Origin of the sequence: Actinomadura geliboluensis (genome assembly GCF_005889745.1) — a bacterium.
GTDB classification, from domain to species: domain Bacteria; phylum Actinomycetota; class Actinomycetes; order Streptosporangiales; family Streptosporangiaceae; genus Spirillospora; species Spirillospora geliboluensis.
Genome location: NZ_VCKZ01000222.1, coordinates 1 through 15229, shown reverse-complemented (window position 1 = coordinate 15229; position 15229 = coordinate 1). Strand labels below are relative to the sequence as shown.

Below are 15229 nucleotides of genomic sequence, written 5' to 3'. Positions count from 1 at the left end.
CCCCGACACCGACCGAGACCCCGAGCGGCACCTGGCAGGCGGGGACGTCCTACGCCACCGGCGACCGGGTGACCTACAACGGCGTGACCTACGCGTGCCTCCAGGCGCACACGGCGATCGCCGGATGGGAACCGCCGAACACGGCCGCGCTCTGGCGCCAGGTCTGAGCGCGGCACGGTGAGGCGCGCGCGATGAGCGGGCGAGCATGGTCCAGGTCCGCCGCGGCGCTGCTCGCGGTGTGCGGCCTGCTGCTGATCGTGCGGTGCGGGACCACCGGCGGATCCCCGTCCGGTGGCCCCGCGCCCGCGGCGCGCGGCGGGGCCGGCTTCAACGCCGCCGACGTGATGTTCCTGCAGATGATGCTCCCGCATCAGGAGCAGGGCGTGAAGCTGGTCCGGCTCGCGGAGCGGCACCGCGTCCGGCCCGAGGTGCGGACGCTGGCCGCGGCGATCGAGACCACGGAGGTCGCCGAGGCCCGGCAGATGCAGGGGCAGCTGCGCAGCTGGCGGCGGCCGCTGCGGGCGGACCCGGGCGCGCACGCCGCGCACGGCGGGATGCCGCAGACGACCGAGGCCGAGCTGACGGCCCTCGCGAAGACCCCGCCGGACCGGTTCGAGCGCGCGTTCCTCAACCTGCTGATCGCCCATCAGGACGACGCCGTCCAGATGGCGCGGCTCGAGACCGGCAAGGGCCGGGACGCGTGGACGAAGCGGCTCGCGCAGCGCGTCGAGCGGTCCCGCTCCGCCCAGATCGACCAGATGCTCGCGTTCCTCGGCGCCCGGGCCACGAGCTCCCCGACCCAGAAGAAGCTCCCCCAGAAGTAGGTGTACGCATGCGCAGATTAATCGGCATCCTTCTCACGTTCGTCGTGGTCGCGGCGCTGGCCGCCGCGCCCGCGCGGGCGGCCGACCGGCTGACGGCGGCGTTCAGCCTGTCCGGGACGACCGGCAAGTACGTGGTCAGCAATCCCGGGACGACCGCCGTGACCGGCTGGAAGCTGACGTTCGAGCTGCCCTCCGGGGTGACGGCGAGCAACCCGCAGAACGCCACGCTGACGCAGAACGGCACGAAGGTCACGCTGACCCCGGCGTTCTACATCAACACCGTCAAGGCGGGCGGGAGCACCGACCCGTACAGCCCGACGTTCACCCTCAGCTCGGCCGTCCAGCCGTCGAACTGCCTGCTGAACGGCGCGAACTGCGACGGCACCGGCGCGCCGCCGCCCGTCCTGAACGGGGTGACCGCCGAGTACACCGTCAGCGGGACGCAGGCGAAGTTCGTGGTCGCGAACCACACCTCCGCGACGGTGAGCAACTGGTCGATCGTGTTCGACCTGCCGGCGGGCGTGACGGCGAGCAACGCCGACAACGGCTCGATCAGCCAGAGCGGCACCACGGTGACGCTCAGCCCCGCCTACTACAACGCCTCGATCGGCGCCGGGCGGACCACCGACCCGTACAGCCCGACGTTCACCGTCAGCCGGTCCGGCGCCGAGCCGACGAGCTGCCGGGTCAACGACGCCAACTGCGACGGGTCGGCGGACGTCCCGCCGACCGCGCCCGGCGGGCTGAAGGTCACGGTCAAGACGACCAAGACCGTCTCTCTCGCCTGGGACGCGGCGCAGGCCGGCAACCTGCCGGTCACCGCGTACGAGGTCTACAACGGCTCGACCTTGGCGACGACCGTCCCGGACACGAACGCCACGGTCACCGGCCTCACCCCCAACACCGACTACACCTTCACCGTGAAGGCCCGCGACCGGAAGGGGAACCTGTCCCCCGCCAGCGCGCCCGTCACCGTGAAGACGAACAACCCCGCCGATGACACGCAGGCGCCGTCCGTCCCGTCCGGGCTGCACAGCACGGGCAAGGACTCCGCCAGCGTGAAGCTCGCGTGGACGGCCTCGACCGACAACACCGGCGTCGCGAACTACGACGTGCTGGTGGGCGGCAAGGTCGCGACGACCGTGACCGGCACGTCCGCGACCGTCGCGGGCCTGTCCCCCTCGACCGAGTACTCGTTCACCGTCCGGGCCCGCGACAAGTACGACAACCTGTCGGCGGAGAGCGCGGCCGTGAAGGTCACGACCGACGACGTCGTCGCGAACGGCTACGCGCGCGTCGGCTACTTCGTCCAGTGGGGCATCTACGGGCGGCAGTACTTCGTGAAGAACCTCGACACGACCGGCAACGCCGCGCGCCTCACCCACATCAACTACGCGTTCGCCAACATCGACCCCGTGAACCTGACCTGCCTGCAGGGCGTGACCAAGGGCACGACGTCCGACCCGCAGGACCCGAACCAGGGCGACGGCGCGGGCGACGCCGAGGCCGACTACGGGCGGCCGTTCAGCGCCGCGCAGTCCGTGGACGGCGTCGGCGACACCGGCTGGGAGAAGCTGCGCGGCAACTTCAACCAGCTGAAGAAGCTGAAGGCCAAGTACCCGAAGCTGAAGGTGCTGATCTCCATCGGCGGCTGGACGTACTCCAAGTACTTCTCCGACGTCGCCAAGACCGACGCGTCCCGCAAGAAGTTCGTCGCGTCCTGCATCGACACCTACATCAAGGGCAACCTGCCCGACTACAACGGCGCGGGCGGGCCGGGCACGGCCGCCGGCATCTTCGACGGCATCGACCTCGACTGGGAGTGGCCGGGCGCCGAGGGGCACGCCGGCAACCACATCGGCCCGGACGACAAGCACAACAACACGCTGCTCATCGAGGAGTTCCGCCGCCAGCTGGACGAGCTGACGAAGTCGACCGGCGAGCGGTACCTGCTGTCGGCCTTCACCCCCGCCGACCCGGCGAAGATCGAGGCCGGCTGGGAGCTGGGCCAGGTCGCCAAGTCCATGGACATCTTCAACATCCAGGGCTACGACTTCCACGGCGCGGGCAGCGACAACTCCTGGGAGCCCAACCGGACGGGCCACCAGGGCAACCTCTACACCGACACCGACGACCCGTACTCGTTCCACTTCAGCGTCGAGAACGCCGTCCAGCCCTACCTCGACGCGGGAGTCAACCCGCGCAAGCTGACCGTCGGGCTCGCCTACTACGGGCGCGGCTGGCAGAACGTGACCGACGGCGGCAAGGGCGGCGAATGGCAGGACGCGAAGGGCGCGGCGCCCGGCCAGTTCCAGGAGGAGGCCGGCACCCGCGGCTACGGCAACCTGATCTCCAGCCTGCCCAACTGCAAGATCGTCCACGATGAGCAGGCCGTCGCGACGTCCTGCTACACCGGCGACAACGGGCAGTGGTGGTCGTTCGACGACGCCTGGTCCATCCAGAAGAAGACGGCGTGGCTGCGGAGCAAGAACCTGCTCGGCGCCATGATCTGGGAGATGTCCGGCGACCCGGGCGTCCTGACGAAGGCCCTCGACGACGGCCTGAAGTGAGGCCCGGCCCGACGGCCTGAACCGCACCCCGTCCCCGATCCCAGGGCCGGCGTCGCTGCCCCGCTCGCGGCGCCGGCCCTGTTCCATGCCCCGGCCCGGGGTGTCAGCCGCCCGGCTTCGGCGGCGGGACGGCCTTCCCCGGGTCCTGCCGGTTGCCGTCCGGGTCGGTCATGCTCTCGTTCGCCGCCCCGACCGAGGTGACGTCGGTGACCTTCCACTCGCCGCCGCGCCGCACCAGCCGCATGTCGAGGTAGGACCCGAGGACCCGGCGGGTGCCCGCCGTGCTGTGCACCTCGGAGTCCATGACGACGACCGCCTTCGCCGTCCCCGACTCGACCTCCCCCAGGTACACGGTCCGGACGGTCGCCGTCGCGTCCGCCTTCAACTTGCCGATGACGCCTTCGAGCCCGCCGGTGAACGCCTCGTCGTAGGTCTTGGCGAAGTCGTCGGACGCCAGCGAGAGGACGTGGTTGCGAGCGTCCTGCAGCTTGGTGTGGTCGTAGCTGAGCAGCGCCTGCCCGAACTCGGCGGCACTGGCCCTGACCTGCGCCCGCTCCGCGTCCCGCTGCGCCGCCCGATCGGCCTGGTACCACTGCATCCCGGCGGTGACCGCCGACCCGACGACCGCCACCGCGACCGTCGCCCGCACCAGCCACGCCTTGTCCGGCACCCGCCGCCACGCCCGCCGCGCGGGCTCCTTCTTGACGGCCTCCTTCTCGGCGACCTTGGCGTCCTCGGCCTCGGCGTCCTCCGCGACCTCGGGCTCCTCGGTCTCGGCGTCGTCCTTCGGGCGGGTGTCGGTCTTGCTCACGGGTCCTCCAGGGGCCTATCGGGAACGGCGGCGCAGGGCGACGCGGAGGGTGTTGAGGACGGCGACGACGGCGATGAGGCCGCCGAGCACGGGTGGCAGGAGGGGCAGCCAGCGGGCGTCCCGGTCCGCCCCGCCGGCGTTCACCGGGCGCAGGTCGCCGTCCGGGGACGTGCCGGCGGGCGCACCGGTCCCGGCGTCGCCGCCGCCCGCCGCCGGGGTGGGCCTGACCTTCGAGGCGGCCTTCGCGGCCTGCGGGCCCTCCGCCCCGCTCGCCGCGCAGAAGGTGAGGTTCGGCGCGGCGGGCTTCGGGACCGGGGTGGTGTACTCGGTCGCCGCCCTGGCCGGTCCGGTGAGCGTGATGACGGGCGTGACCCGCAGGTACTTGCCGCTCGCGTCGGTCGCGGTGATGTCGGAGACGAGCGCCTGCAGCGTCGGGACGAGCCGCAGCACGTGGTTGATCTTCCGCTGGTTGGCGGGGGTCATCAGCGGCGCGGTGGGCGTCGCGGCGGCGGTGAGCAGGCAGTCCAGGCCGGGCCGGGCGTCCCGCAGCAGCGCGTGCAGGTTCTTCATGGCGCCGGGCCCCTTGGCGAGGACGCTGTCGAGGTCGCGGCTCGACTGCCGCAGGGACGCGGTGAGCAGCGCGAGGTCGTCCACGCCGGACGCGATGTCGCCGCGGTGGGCGGTGAGCGTCGCGGTGAGGCGGGTCAGCTCGCGGGCCAGCGCGTCCAGCGTGCCGGCGTCGGCGGCGAGGGTGCCGGTCAGCCGGTGCGCGTCGGAGATCATGTCGTGCAGGTCGGTGCCGCGCCCTTCGAGGCCGGTGGCCAGCTCGTGGACGAGCGTCCGGGTGTCGCGCGGGTCGACGGCGTCGAGGGTGCGGCTGAGGCCGTCGAACAGCTGCTTGTAGTCGGTGGTCCCGGCGGTGCGGGCGACCGGGATGTGGTCGCCGGCCTTGAGCGTCCGGGACCCGGCGGACGGGGACGCCGCCGGGGTCAGCTCGATGTACGGCTCCCCGATCGCCGACTTGCGCAGCACCCGCGCCCCCACGTCGGCGGGGATCCGCGCGTCCCGGTCGAGGTCGAGGCCGACGGCGACGTGGTCGCCGCGCAGCCGGACGGTCCCGACCTCGCCGACCCGGACGCCGAGGTGGGTGACCTCCAGGTCGCCGTGCAGTCCGGGCGAGGACGCGAAGTCGGCGGTGACGGTGAAGGGCCGTTCGAGCGCCTCGATGTGGATGACGCTGCGGACCGCCCAGACCGCGAGGACGGCCCCGAGCACGGCGAAGAACACGAGGTTGACGGCGACGCGGGGATATCTCATGGGCGCGGCCCCAGCAATCCTTGGAGGTTCTGCCGTTTGCCGGACGCCCCGGACGCTGCCGCGGCGGCGGCGCCGGGGTGCGGCAGGAAGCCCTTGATCCACAGGAACAGGAGGGCCTGCCCGCTGGACGACACCGACGGCCCGTTCAGGAAGTTCAGCACGGTCCCGGCGAGGGTCTTCAGCTCGTCGCGCCCGCGCAGCGCGGCGGCGAGCAGTTCGTCGGCGCGCTTCAGCAGCGCCGCGAGCCGTGCAGCGTGCCGCTTCTGCACCTTGGCGTTGACCGAGGTGGCGAGCTTCAGCAGCGCCTGGATGGTGCGCTTGAGGTTCTCGCGGTCGTCCTGGAGCCGCTGGGTGGCGAGTTCGACGTTGCCGGGCAGCCGCTCGAGGTCCTTGGAGCCCTTGCTGAGGGAGCGTCCGAGCTGCCCGAGGGAGTCGAGGGCGCGGCCGAGGTCGGCGCTGGCGGCGGCGTACTGGTCGCCGACGTCGGCGGCGCGGGCGATGAGCGTGTTGAGCTTCGTCCCCTTGCCGCCCAGCGCGGTCGCGGACTCGGCGCTGATGGTGGCGATGTCCTGGCCGCCGAGGGCGGCGAGCAGCGGCCCGACCTTCTCGCTGATCTGCTCCAGGTCGGGCTGGACGCTGGTGTTCCCGATCGTGGCGCCGGACGCCAGGAAGGGTCCGCTGTCCAGGCGCGCTCCGGCCGGCAGGTTGAGCCGCACGTAGTTCTCGCCGAGCAGCGACGACTTGGCGATGGTCGCCGTCGTCCCGGACGGGACGCGCTCGCGCAGCGACATGGTGACGCGGGCGCGGTAGCCGTCCAGCCGGATGCCGGTGACGGTCCCGACGCGGATGTCGGCGACCTGGACGCTGTGCCCGACGACGAGGCTCTGCACGTCGTCGAACGTGGCGTTGAGGGTCACGTCGCCGCGCGGCGCGCCGATGGTCTGCAGCGAGCAGCCCCCGGCGGCGACGGCCAGGACGCACGCCAGGAGGCAGGTCACGAACGTTCTCATCCCCGTCCTCCCGGTGGCGGCTGGCAGTCCGCGAGCGCCGGCCGGCCTTCGAGGCACGGGATGTCCCCCCAGCCCATCGCGGTGAAGAGCGGTTGGAGCCAGGCCCGGACGGTGCCGTGCACGACGAGCCGGATGGTGGCGACGTGGTTGCGCTTGTCCCATGCCTGGACGGCGACGTCGGCGAACCGGCCGAGGCTGTCGATGGCCTGGGTGAGCCCGGCGGCGTTGCCCTTGAGGCTGAGCACGATGTTCGACAGGTCCGCGACCGTGGCCGGCAGCGTCTCGCGGTAGGCGGTGATCAGCACGTCGCTCTTGCGGATCGCGGCGGCGAGCCCGGCCACGAAGTCGCGGAGCTGCGTGCGCTCGTCGGCGAGCGTCCGGCTGGTGGTGGAGAACGACCGCAGCAGGTCCGACAACTTGCGGTCGCGCCCGTTGAGGTCCGCGGCGAGGCTGTGCAGCCCCTTCGCCAGGGACGCGATCTTCTCGTCCTGCGCGGCGAGGTCGCCGGTCAGCTCGGAGGTGTTGTGCAGGGCGTCGTTGATGCCCTGCCCGCGCCCGCGCACGGACCCGGCGGCGCGGTGGATCGCGGGGCCGAGCGCGCCCGCGTCGATCGAGTTGTTGAGCTTGGCGAACGCGGCGAGCGCGTCGTCGATCTCGACCGGCAGCTCGGTGCGCTCCTGCGGGACGACCGTGCCGGGCTCGGCCTCCGGCATGCCGGGCTTCCACACCGGGTGCAGGCTGATGAACCGCTCCCCCAGCGCGTCGGACGAGTCGATCGCCGCGTGCACCCCGGCCGGGACGGGCACGGACCGCTTCACCTCGATGTCGACGCGGACCCGGTGCTCCTCGTCCTTGATGGAGGTGATGGTCCCCGCGTCGGCGCCCATCACCTTCACCTGCGACTCCTCGTAGAGGGAGGGCGCCTTCGCGAAGTAGATCGTCATCGGGTAGGACGGCTCGGCGGCGATGCCGCAGCCGCCGAGCGCCGCGGTCAGCCCGAGCACGGCGACCGCCGCCACCGGGCGTCCGCCGGGGCGCGGCGGCGGGCTCCCCTCGGGGCTCATCGGCGGGCTCCCTTCGGGGCGATGCGGGCGAGGTCGGCGAGGTCCTTCGGCGACAGCGGGCCGAGCCCGGTCGCGACGACCTCCAGCCACGGCCCCTGCCCGCCGGTGCCGGACAGCCCGGACAGCGTGGGCCCCGCCCAGGCGAGCAGCTGGTTGAAGTCGCCGGTCGCGGGGCGCAGGGTGCCGAGCGTGCCGCGCAGGTCGGCGACGAGCGTGAGCAGCTTCGCCTGCCGGGCGTCGATGAGCCGGGTGAGGCTCGCCACGGCCCGGTTGCCGGAGCCGAGGAACGCCGCCAGTTCGGTGCGGCGCTTGCGCAGCTCGTCCAGCATGGCCTGGACGTTGGTGAGCAGCCGGGACAGCTCGGCGTCCTTGGCGTCCGCGAGCTTGAGGATCCGGTCGCCGCTGTCGAGCAGCCTCTTGATCTGCGGGTCGGACTCGTTCACCGTCTCGGCGAGGCCCGCGAGGTTCGTCAGCGCGCGGCCGAGCCGGCCCCGGTCGTCGCCGCCGATCCCGTTCAGCTCGGCCACGATCTTGTTGATGGCCTTGGTGTCGAGTTTGGACACCGTGCGGGTGGACGCGTCCAGCACGTCGTTGATCGTCGTCGGGACCTGGGTGCGGTCCAGCGGGATGCGGCGCCTGCCGTCGGGCAGGTCGGCCAGGTGCGGGTCCGCGACCGGGCCGGACAGCCGCAGGTACCGGCCGCCGAGCACGTTCGCGACCTTGATCTCGGCGCGGGTGTTCGGGCCGAGGTCCACGTCGCCGTCGACCTTCCAGCTGACGACGACGTACCCCCGGCGGTGGTCGGGGCGGACGGAGCCGACCTCGCCGACCCGGACCCCGGCGACCCGGACCTCGTCGCCGGACCGCAGCCCGCCGGTCGCGGCGAACACCCCGGTGACGGTGTAGCGGTCCTGGAACAGGCCGCGCGTCCCGACCAGGTACACCGCGACGACCAGCGCGGCCAGCGTGCCCGCCGACACCAGCCCGACCGCGATCCGGTTGCGGTCGCGGAAGGATCTCAGCGCCATCGGCCACCCCCGACCATGAGGTTCTCCAGTTCCTTCGGCGTGTCGATGCCGGCGGCGCCCTCGCGGGGGCCGGGCAGGCGCGTCGGGTACGGGCAGGGCGGCGCGGCGAGCGACAGGCAGGGGATCGCGGACTCCACGTACTGCCCGTTGTCGACGGCGGCGAAGATGTGCTGGAGCTTCGGCGTCACCGACTGCAGCACCTTCAGCAGCGTGCCGCCGTTGCGGTTCACCCCGGCCGAGAACGCGGACAGCTTGTCCACGACCTGGCCGAGTTCGCGCTCGTTGCCCGCGAGCAGCGCGTCGGACGTCCGGGCGAGGGTGGCGAGCTGGACGAGCGTGTCGTCGATCAGCTTGCGGTTGCCGGTGAACGCGTCGCTCAGGCTGACGAGGTCGTCGACGGCGGAGCCGATCTGCTTGTCGCGGCGGGCGATGACGCCGGTGACGGTCGCGTAGTCGTCCAGCATCTGCCGCAGCAGCTTGCGGCGCTTGGCGATCGTCGCGGACAGCGTGTCGATGTCGGCGATCAGCCGGTCGATGTTGCCGGCGTTCCCGTCGAGGGCCTCCGACAGCGACACCAGCACGGTGTTGACCTGCTTCGGGTCGAGGGCGCGGACGAGCGGGCCGAGCTGGTCGAGCAGGGCGCTGCCGTCCACGGCCGACCGCGTCCTCGTGATGTACGCGCCGTCCCGCATCGCCGAGGTGCTCTTGCCGGGCACCAGGTAGACGACGCGGCGGCCCATCGCGTCGCGCCAGCGGATCGCGGCCTCGCTGTCGGCGGGGACCCGCACCGCGTGGCGGACGGTCAGGCCGACGCGGGCCTTGCCGTCCACCACCTTCACCTCGTCGACCTGCCCGACCGGCGCCCCGGCGATCTTGACCTGGTCGCCCTTCATCAGCCCGCTGGCGTCGTCGAAGGTCGCGGTGAAGTGCCGGCCGCCGGCGGTGTCGACGCGGGCGATCTGCATCCCGATGACGGCGGTGAGGACGCCGGTGACGGTGACGAACGTGGTGAGCCGGACGACCAGCCCGATCCGGGCGCGGCGGGACAGGGTGGACGCCATCTCACCGCCCTCCCCGCTGCGGTGTGCCGCCGCCGTACGGCCCGCACAGGCCGAGGACCAGCTCGCACGGGTCGGTCGGCAGGTAGCCCTGGGTGCGGATGTAGTTCTTGCCGCCGGTGCCCTTCAGGTCGGTCAGCTCCCCGTAGAGGGGCAGCAGCTTGTTCCCGGTCCGGACGGCGTCGCCGATGAGCCCGAGCTGCGCGTAGATGATGCGGGCCGTCCGCTCCGACGACCGGAACGCCTGGCCGAGCTGCCCGCCGCGCTTGTCGAACCCGTGCGCGACCAGCAGCGACACGTCCGACAGCCCGTCGGCGAACCCGGCCAGCCGGCCGCGTCCCCGCGCCGCCGTGCCGATCAGCGCGTTCGTGTCCCCGGAGATCCCGACCAGCTCGTCGCCCTTGTCCGACAGGGCGCCGGACAGGTCGGCGGCGTCGCCGACGAACCGGCGGGCGTTGGCGCGGTTCTTGTAGGCGACGTCCAGCAGGATGCCGGACTGGTCGATGGTCTGCCGCAGCCGCGCGCCCTGCCCGTGCAGGCCGGTCGCGACGGTGTGCACGATCGTGCCGACCTCCTCCGCGTCGACGGCGCCGAGCCCGGCGTCGGCGCGGGCGAGCAGGTCCGACAGGTCGCGCGGGTCGGAGGTGCGCGCGATCCGGGCGCCGGACGCGAGGTAGGGCCCGGTGCCGGCGTGCGCGCCGGGGACGAGGGCGACGAACTTGGGCCCGAACGCCGACGCGGGCTCGATGGACGCGGTGACGGTGTCGGGGATCCGCGTCCCCGCGTCCAGCCGCAGCGCGACGCGGGCCCGGCCGCCGCCGGTGAGCGCGACGTCCGCCACCGACCCGACCGTCACCCCGCGGATCTTCACCGGGGCGCCGGCGCCGAGGCCCTGCCCGGCGCGGCCGAACTCGGCGGTCAGCACCGTGCCGGGGTCGCGGCCCGGCCGAGCGACCAGCACGTACAGCAGCCCCGCCAGCACGGCGAGCGTGACCGCGCTGATCAGCAGCCGGCGCGACAGCGGGATCTCCTCGTTGATCATCCGGTGAGCCTCACGGTCGCGCCGTTGCCCCAGAACACGTAGGACAGCAGCAGGTTCAGGGCGACGATCACGATGATGGACAGCCGGATCGCGCGGCCCGCCGCGCGGCCCACCCCGGCCGGCCCGCCGGTCGCGTAGTAGCCGTAGTAGCAGTGGATGGTGATCACCGCGAAGGCGAACACCGCGACCTTGATCGCGCTGTAGACGAGGTCGATGGTCGGCAGGTACAGCCGGAAGTAGTAGTCGTAGACGCCGGGCGCGAGGTCGAAGAAGCTCGTGCTGATCAGCCGGGTCGAGAAGAAGCTCGCGAACAGCGCGATCAGGTAGAGCGGCACGAGCGCGATGAGCGCGGCGACGACGCGGGTGCACACCAGGTAGGCGAACGACCCGATGCCCATGACCTCCAGGGCGTCGATCTCCTCGGAGATCCGCATCGCGCCGAGCTCGGCGGTGAACGCCGACCCGCACTGCGCGGCGAGCGCCACCGCCGCGATGACGGGGGTGATCTCGCGGACGTTGGCGAACGACCCGACGAGGCCCATGAACGACTGCGCGCCGATCGACTCCAGCCCGGTGTAGCCCTGCAGGCCCACCTCGGTGCCGACGAAGAACGCCATCGTGAAGATCACGAAGATCATGCCGCCGCCGACGACGCTGGCGCCGACGCCCACGACGACGTCGCTGACGTGCCGGGCGATGGTCTTGGTGTACTTGCGGCGCAGGACCAGGTCGCGCGCCGAGTACAGCAGGATGCGGTGGACGAAGACCGGCCACTGGGCGAGGTCCCCGGAGCGCTGGAGCGCCGCCGCCCCCGCCTGCGCGGCGCGCGGCGCGATCCTCTCCATCACGGGCAGGTTCGCCATCAGATCCTCGGCGGGAACGCGACGAAGTACACCGTCGTGATCACGTAGTTGAGGGCGAACACGAGCATGAACGCGACCACGATCGCGCGGTTGACGGCGCGGCCGACGCCGACCGGGCTGGCCGCGCAGCTCATCCCCATGTAGCAGGCGACCACGGCCGCGATCACGCCGAACAGCCAGGACTTCAGCAGCGTCACCACCAGGTCGGACGTCTGGAGCAGCGACACCGCGCCGTCGAAGTAGGCGCCGGGCGTGACGTCCTGGAGCAGCACGTTGAACACGAACCCGCCGGCCGCGCCCGCGACGATGACGAGCGAGGCGAGCAGCGTGGAGACCAGGCTCGCCGCCCACAGCCGGGGCGTGACGAGCCGGTGCACCGGGTTGACGGCCATCGCCTCCATCGCCGACAGCTCGTCCCGGATGCGGCGGGCGCCCATGTCGGCGGTCATCGCCGACCCGCCCGCGCCCGCGATGATCAGCGCGGCGGCGATCGGCGCGACCTCGCGGACCAGCCCGACGACGACCGCGCCGCCGGTCGCGGACTGGGCGCCGAGCTGCGCGGCGAGCTGCCCGACCTGGAGCGCGACCGTCGCGCCGAGCGGCAGCGACACGAGGATCACCGGGACGCTGGTGACCCGGGCGAGGAACCACGCCTGCTCGGCGAAATCCCATGCCCAGGTGCGCACGTCCCAGGTCCGGCGGACGGCCTCCAGGGCGATGACGAACAGCTCGCCGACCTCGCCCAGCAGGCCGTGGACGCGGCGCGGCAGGCGGACGGCGGACCGTTGGACGGCGGACCGTTGGATGGCGGACAAGGCCGGGTTCACCTTCCCGTCGGGGGGCGGGAGAGCCGGCAGGCCCCGCGTGCGTCTGGCGCGAAGACGTGGGTCACACGGGGCCGCCGGGGCCGGGGTGGCAGGTGCCTCTCCTGTGCCACCGCACACTAGAACAACTATTGGCGGGGTGGCAATAACCTATTGGCGATCCGCCAATAAGACCGTGGCCGACGGTCGGCCGGCGTCCCCGAGGGCTTCACGGAAGGTTCAGGAGCGTGTCACCAGCGGTCGATGTGCAGGACCTCGTCCAGCGGGACGCGCGCGGCGGGACGGAACGTGTCGCCGGTGTAGAAGGCGGTCGGCAGCAGCGCGCCCTGCCGGACGTCCTCGGGCAGGCCGAGCAGTTCGGCGACCTCCCGCTCGTACACCAGGTGCAGCGACGTCCAGGCGGTGCCGAGGCCGCGGGCGCGTGCGGCGAGCGCGTAGTTCCACGCGGCCGGCAGTAGCGAGCCCCAAAGGCCCGCCTGGTTGCCGCCCGGCAGTTTGCCGCCCTCCACCCGCAGGCACGGGATCACCAGGACGGGCACGTCCCCCATGCGCTCGGCGAGGTAGGCGGCGCTGTCGCCGACGCGGCGCTGCACCTCTGCGCGGTCCGGGTCGTCCTTGTAGAGGGAGCCGGCCGACTCCTTCGACGCCGCGTACGCGGCGAACGAGCGCCGGTAGTACTCGCCGATCGCCGCGCGCTGCCCGGCGTCGGTGACGACGATCCACTGCCAGCCCTGCCGGTTGCTGCCGCTCGGCGCCTGCAGCGCGATCTCCAGGCATTCGCGGACCAGCCCGAGGGGCACGGGCCGGTCGAGGTCGAGGCGCTTGCGCACGGTGCGGGTGGTGGTCAGCAGTTCGTCCGGGCTCAGCGGCGGTGTCGTCATGCGCCCATCGTGCCCCAGCCGCCCGACGTCACTCGGTGCCGACCACCGGGTTCAGGAACACCTCCTTGGCCTCCTGCGGGGTGAGGTCGGTGCGGCCGGTGAGGTCGTTGCGCGGGTCGGTGAAGCGGAAGCGGTAGCCGCGCGGCGGCAGGTGGCCGATCTCCCACCAGTTGCCGTCGAGGTCCTTGAGGTAGAACGAGTAGACGCCGTGCTGGCGGACGGGCTTGTTCAGCTCCTTCACGCCGTAGTCGTCGCTCACCTCCGCGATGCGCGCGTACGCGGCGTCCACGTCCTCGTCGCTGCCGACGTCGATCCCGTTGTGGTAGAGCAGCGGCATGTCGGGGCGGTCCGGTTTGGACTCCACGCACACGTACGCGTGGTCGCCGCCGAGCCGGATGTAGAGCGCGGCCATCATCGGCTGGACGACTTCCAGCCCGAGCACTTCCTCGTAGAAACGGCGGGTCGCCGCCACATCGGTGATCTTGAGCGTGCCATGGGACAGGAAACGGGACTTGATCAGCGGTTCCCTGGTCGAGCGGTGCGTGATCGCGGGCATGAATCGCTCCCTTTCGGCGCCCTGAGCGGACGCGCCGGCCACCGTACTCACCTATTTCACGGCAAATAACCGATTTAGGGAAGCTAACGACTACCCTGTCCCAATGGTCGTCACTTCCGGCGTTTCATCCGCTACGTCCAGGCTTGGGTGGCTTGATGCGCTGCGCGGCGGGGCGGCGCTGGCGGTGGCACTGCACCACGCGAGCTACGTGTACCTCCCGGCGCTGCGGGTGCGCCTGGCCGACTGGTTCGACCCCGGACTGTTCGGCGTGCTCGTCTTCTTCCTCGTCAGCGGCTACATCGTCCCGGCGTCGCTGGAGCGGCGCGGCAGCGTCCGCGGGTTCTGGATCGGCCGCTTCTTCCGCATCTACCCGCTGCTCGCGGTGACCTGCCTGCTCGCCGTCCTGCCGTTCCTGCTGGGCGTGCTCGGGCTGCGCGCCGGGCTGGAGCAGTACTCCCCCGCGACCGCGATCGTGGCGCACCTGACGATGCTGCAGGACCTGCTGAACGTCCCCAACGCGATGAACGTGCTGTGGACGCTCTCCTACGAGATGGCCTTCTACCTGCTGATCGTCGCGCTGTTCGTGGTGGGCCGGCACCGCGGCTCCGCGCAGGCCGCCGTCGTGCTCACGGTGGTCGCGCTGGTCGCCGTCACGCTGACGGCGGGCGGCCTGCTGACCGGCGCGTACGCGCCCGCGGCCCTGCTGTCGCGCACCGCCGGGACCGGCCCGGTCGTCGCGGTGACCGCCGCCGCCCTGCTGGTGGCGATCGCGGCGGCGGTGTCGCGGTGGGCCGCCGCCCGCACCCTCGGCGGGCTCCTCGGCGGCCTCGTCGCCCTCGTGCTGGTCTCCGCGAACGGCCGCGTCAGCGCCTGGGAGAGCCTCATCCTGCTCGCCACCATGTTCGCCGGCACCGCCGTCCACCGCGCCGAGCACGGCCAGATCACCTGGCGCGCGGGCGCCGCGGCGGGCGGCGCCGTCCTCGCGGGCGCGCTCGCCGCCGGGCTGTGGCACGCCGCCCCCTACGGCCCCAACGCCCAACTCGTCTGGGGCGGCGCGGTCGTCGCCGCCGCCGTGACGTTCGCGGCGGCGTGGCGGCTGCGGCACCACCGCTTCCCCGCCTGGGCGACCGGCCTCGGCACCATCAGCTTCTCCCTCTACCTGCTGCACCCGCTGCTGCTGATGGTCGCGGCGCAGTTCCTCGGCGCGTCCGAGCGCGAGGACGCCGTCGGCCTGTCGGTGTTCCTGCTGGTCCTGGTCGCGGCCAGCTGGGCGTCCCACCGCTGGATCGAGGCCCCCGCGCAGCGCCTCGGCCGCCGCCTCTCCCGCGCCACCGCCGCCCCGGAGAAGGCGGCGCTGCCGCAGGCCGCCGTCCCCTGACCC

The 15229-nt window shown here is 72.6% G+C and carries 15 protein-coding genes; 4 read left to right on the top strand and 11 right to left on the bottom strand.

The features are described from left to right. The 3 genes from ETD96_RS47950 to ETD96_RS26595 all read left to right on the top strand — a co-directional run. The coding region (locus ETD96_RS47950; protein ID WP_338072603.1) for a carbohydrate-binding protein at positions 1 to 167 on the top strand (167 nt) is incomplete at its 5' end. Positions 168 to 191: 24 nt separating this feature from the next. Then, positions 192 to 824 carry a DUF305 domain-containing protein gene (locus tag ETD96_RS26600; protein WP_138639222.1) on the top strand — a complete coding sequence of 211 codons (633 nt, stop codon included), beginning with the start codon at positions 192 to 194 and terminating at the stop codon, positions 822 to 824. Between the two features lie 8 nt (positions 825 to 832). Further along, complete coding sequence (locus ETD96_RS26595; protein WP_138639221.1) at positions 833 to 3394, top strand: glycosyl hydrolase family 18 protein; 2562 nt, start codon at positions 833 to 835, stop codon at positions 3392 to 3394. Positions 3395 to 3497: 103 nt separating this feature from the next. Here the strand turns inward: ETD96_RS26595 and ETD96_RS26590 are convergent, their stop codons facing one another. The 11 genes from ETD96_RS26590 to ETD96_RS26540 form a co-directional block, all read right to left on the bottom strand. Continuing rightward, entirely contained in the window at positions 3498 to 4205 is a 708-nt protein-coding gene (locus ETD96_RS26590) for a hypothetical protein (protein ID WP_138639220.1), read from the bottom strand. A gap of 15 nt (positions 4206 to 4220) precedes the next feature. Then, complete coding sequence (locus ETD96_RS26585; RefSeq protein WP_138639219.1) at positions 4221 to 5522, bottom strand: MCE family protein; 1302 nt, start codon at positions 5520 to 5522, stop codon at positions 4221 to 4223. Next, on the bottom strand, positions 5519 to 6532 hold the full coding sequence (locus ETD96_RS26580) for an MlaD family protein (RefSeq protein WP_138639218.1): 1014 nt from the start codon (positions 6530 to 6532) through the stop codon (positions 5519 to 5521). The genes ETD96_RS26585 and ETD96_RS26580 overlap by 4 nt, the downstream gene beginning before the upstream one ends. Then, on the bottom strand, positions 6529 to 7596 hold the full coding sequence (locus ETD96_RS26575) for an MCE family protein (RefSeq protein WP_138639217.1): 1068 nt from the start codon (positions 7594 to 7596) through the stop codon (positions 6529 to 6531). Before ETD96_RS26575 ends, ETD96_RS26580 begins: the two co-directional genes overlap by 4 nt. After that, complete coding sequence (locus ETD96_RS26570) at positions 7593 to 8624, bottom strand: MCE family protein (RefSeq protein ID WP_138639216.1); 1032 nt, start codon at positions 8622 to 8624, stop codon at positions 7593 to 7595. Before ETD96_RS26570 ends, ETD96_RS26575 begins: the two co-directional genes overlap by 4 nt. Next, positions 8615 to 9685 (bottom strand): MCE family protein, encoded by a 1071-nt coding sequence (locus ETD96_RS26565; RefSeq protein WP_138639215.1) that lies wholly within the window; start codon positions 9683 to 9685, stop codon positions 8615 to 8617. Before ETD96_RS26565 ends, ETD96_RS26570 begins: the two co-directional genes overlap by 10 nt. Before the next feature lies 1 nt (position 9686). Further along, positions 9687 to 10724 carry an MlaD family protein gene (locus tag ETD96_RS26560; RefSeq protein ID WP_138639214.1) on the bottom strand — a complete coding sequence of 346 codons (1038 nt, stop codon included), beginning with the start codon at positions 10722 to 10724 and terminating at the stop codon, positions 9687 to 9689. Further along, positions 10721 to 11587 carry an ABC transporter permease gene (locus tag ETD96_RS26555; protein ID WP_240808244.1) on the bottom strand — a complete coding sequence of 289 codons (867 nt, stop codon included), beginning with the start codon at positions 11585 to 11587 and terminating at the stop codon, positions 10721 to 10723. Before ETD96_RS26555 ends, ETD96_RS26560 begins: the two co-directional genes overlap by 4 nt. After that, on the bottom strand, positions 11587 to 12402 hold the full coding sequence (locus tag ETD96_RS26550) for an MlaE family ABC transporter permease (protein ID WP_338072602.1): 816 nt from the start codon (positions 12400 to 12402) through the stop codon (positions 11587 to 11589). The genes ETD96_RS26555 and ETD96_RS26550 overlap by 1 nt, the downstream gene beginning before the upstream one ends. A 239-nt stretch (positions 12403 to 12641) precedes the next feature. Then, a complete protein-coding gene (locus ETD96_RS26545) occupies positions 12642 to 13292 on the bottom strand; it encodes a nitroreductase family protein (protein ID WP_138639213.1) in 651 nt (216 codons plus the stop codon). Positions 13293 to 13320: 28 nt separating this feature from the next. Further along, on the bottom strand, positions 13321 to 13848 hold the full coding sequence (locus ETD96_RS26540; RefSeq protein WP_138639212.1) for a VOC family protein: 528 nt from the start codon (positions 13846 to 13848) through the stop codon (positions 13321 to 13323). A 103-nt stretch (positions 13849 to 13951) separates the two neighbouring features. On the opposite strand from ETD96_RS26540, the gene ETD96_RS26535 reads away from it, so the two are divergent. Beyond that, positions 13952 to 15226, top strand: coding sequence for an acyltransferase family protein (locus ETD96_RS26535; protein ID WP_138639211.1), 1275 nt, complete (start codon positions 13952 to 13954; stop codon positions 15224 to 15226). The last annotated feature ends 3 nt before the right edge of the window (positions 15227 to 15229 follow it).

What these genes read in the sequence shown, in the direction of transcription:
- ETD96_RS26600 (WP_138639222.1), top strand. Translation starts at nt 192, where the DNA reads ATGAGCGGGCGAGCATGGTCCAGGTCCGCCGCGGCGCTGCTCGCGGTG.
- ETD96_RS26595 (WP_138639221.1), top strand. Translation starts at nt 833, where the DNA reads ATGCGCAGATTAATCGGCATCCTTCTCACGTTCGTCGTGGTCGCGGCG.
- ETD96_RS26585 (WP_138639219.1), bottom strand. Translation starts at nt 5,522, where the DNA reads ATGAGATATCCCCGCGTCGCCGTCAACCTCGTGTTCTTCGCCGTGCTC.
- ETD96_RS26580 (WP_138639218.1), bottom strand. Translation starts at nt 6,532, where the DNA reads ATGAGAACGTTCGTGACCTGCCTCCTGGCGTGCGTCCTGGCCGTCGCC.
- ETD96_RS26575 (WP_138639217.1), bottom strand. Translation starts at nt 7,596, where the DNA reads ATGAGCCCCGAGGGGAGCCCGCCGCCGCGCCCCGGCGGACGCCCGGTG.
- ETD96_RS26570 (WP_138639216.1), bottom strand. Translation starts at nt 8,624, where the DNA reads ATGGCGCTGAGATCCTTCCGCGACCGCAACCGGATCGCGGTCGGGCTG.
- ETD96_RS26565 (WP_138639215.1), bottom strand. Translation starts at nt 9,685, where the DNA reads ATGGCGTCCACCCTGTCCCGCCGCGCCCGGATCGGGCTGGTCGTCCGG.
- ETD96_RS26560 (WP_138639214.1), bottom strand. Translation starts at nt 10,724, where the DNA reads ATGATCAACGAGGAGATCCCGCTGTCGCGCCGGCTGCTGATCAGCGCG.
- ETD96_RS26555 (WP_240808244.1), bottom strand. Translation starts at nt 11,587, where the DNA reads ATGGCGAACCTGCCCGTGATGGAGAGGATCGCGCCGCGCGCCGCGCAG.
- ETD96_RS26545 (WP_138639213.1), bottom strand. Translation starts at nt 13,292, where the DNA reads ATGACGACACCGCCGCTGAGCCCGGACGAACTGCTGACCACCACCCGC.
- ETD96_RS26540 (WP_138639212.1), bottom strand. Translation starts at nt 13,848, where the DNA reads ATGCCCGCGATCACGCACCGCTCGACCAGGGAACCGCTGATCAAGTCC.
- ETD96_RS26535 (WP_138639211.1), top strand. Translation starts at nt 13,952, where the DNA reads ATGGTCGTCACTTCCGGCGTTTCATCCGCTACGTCCAGGCTTGGGTGG.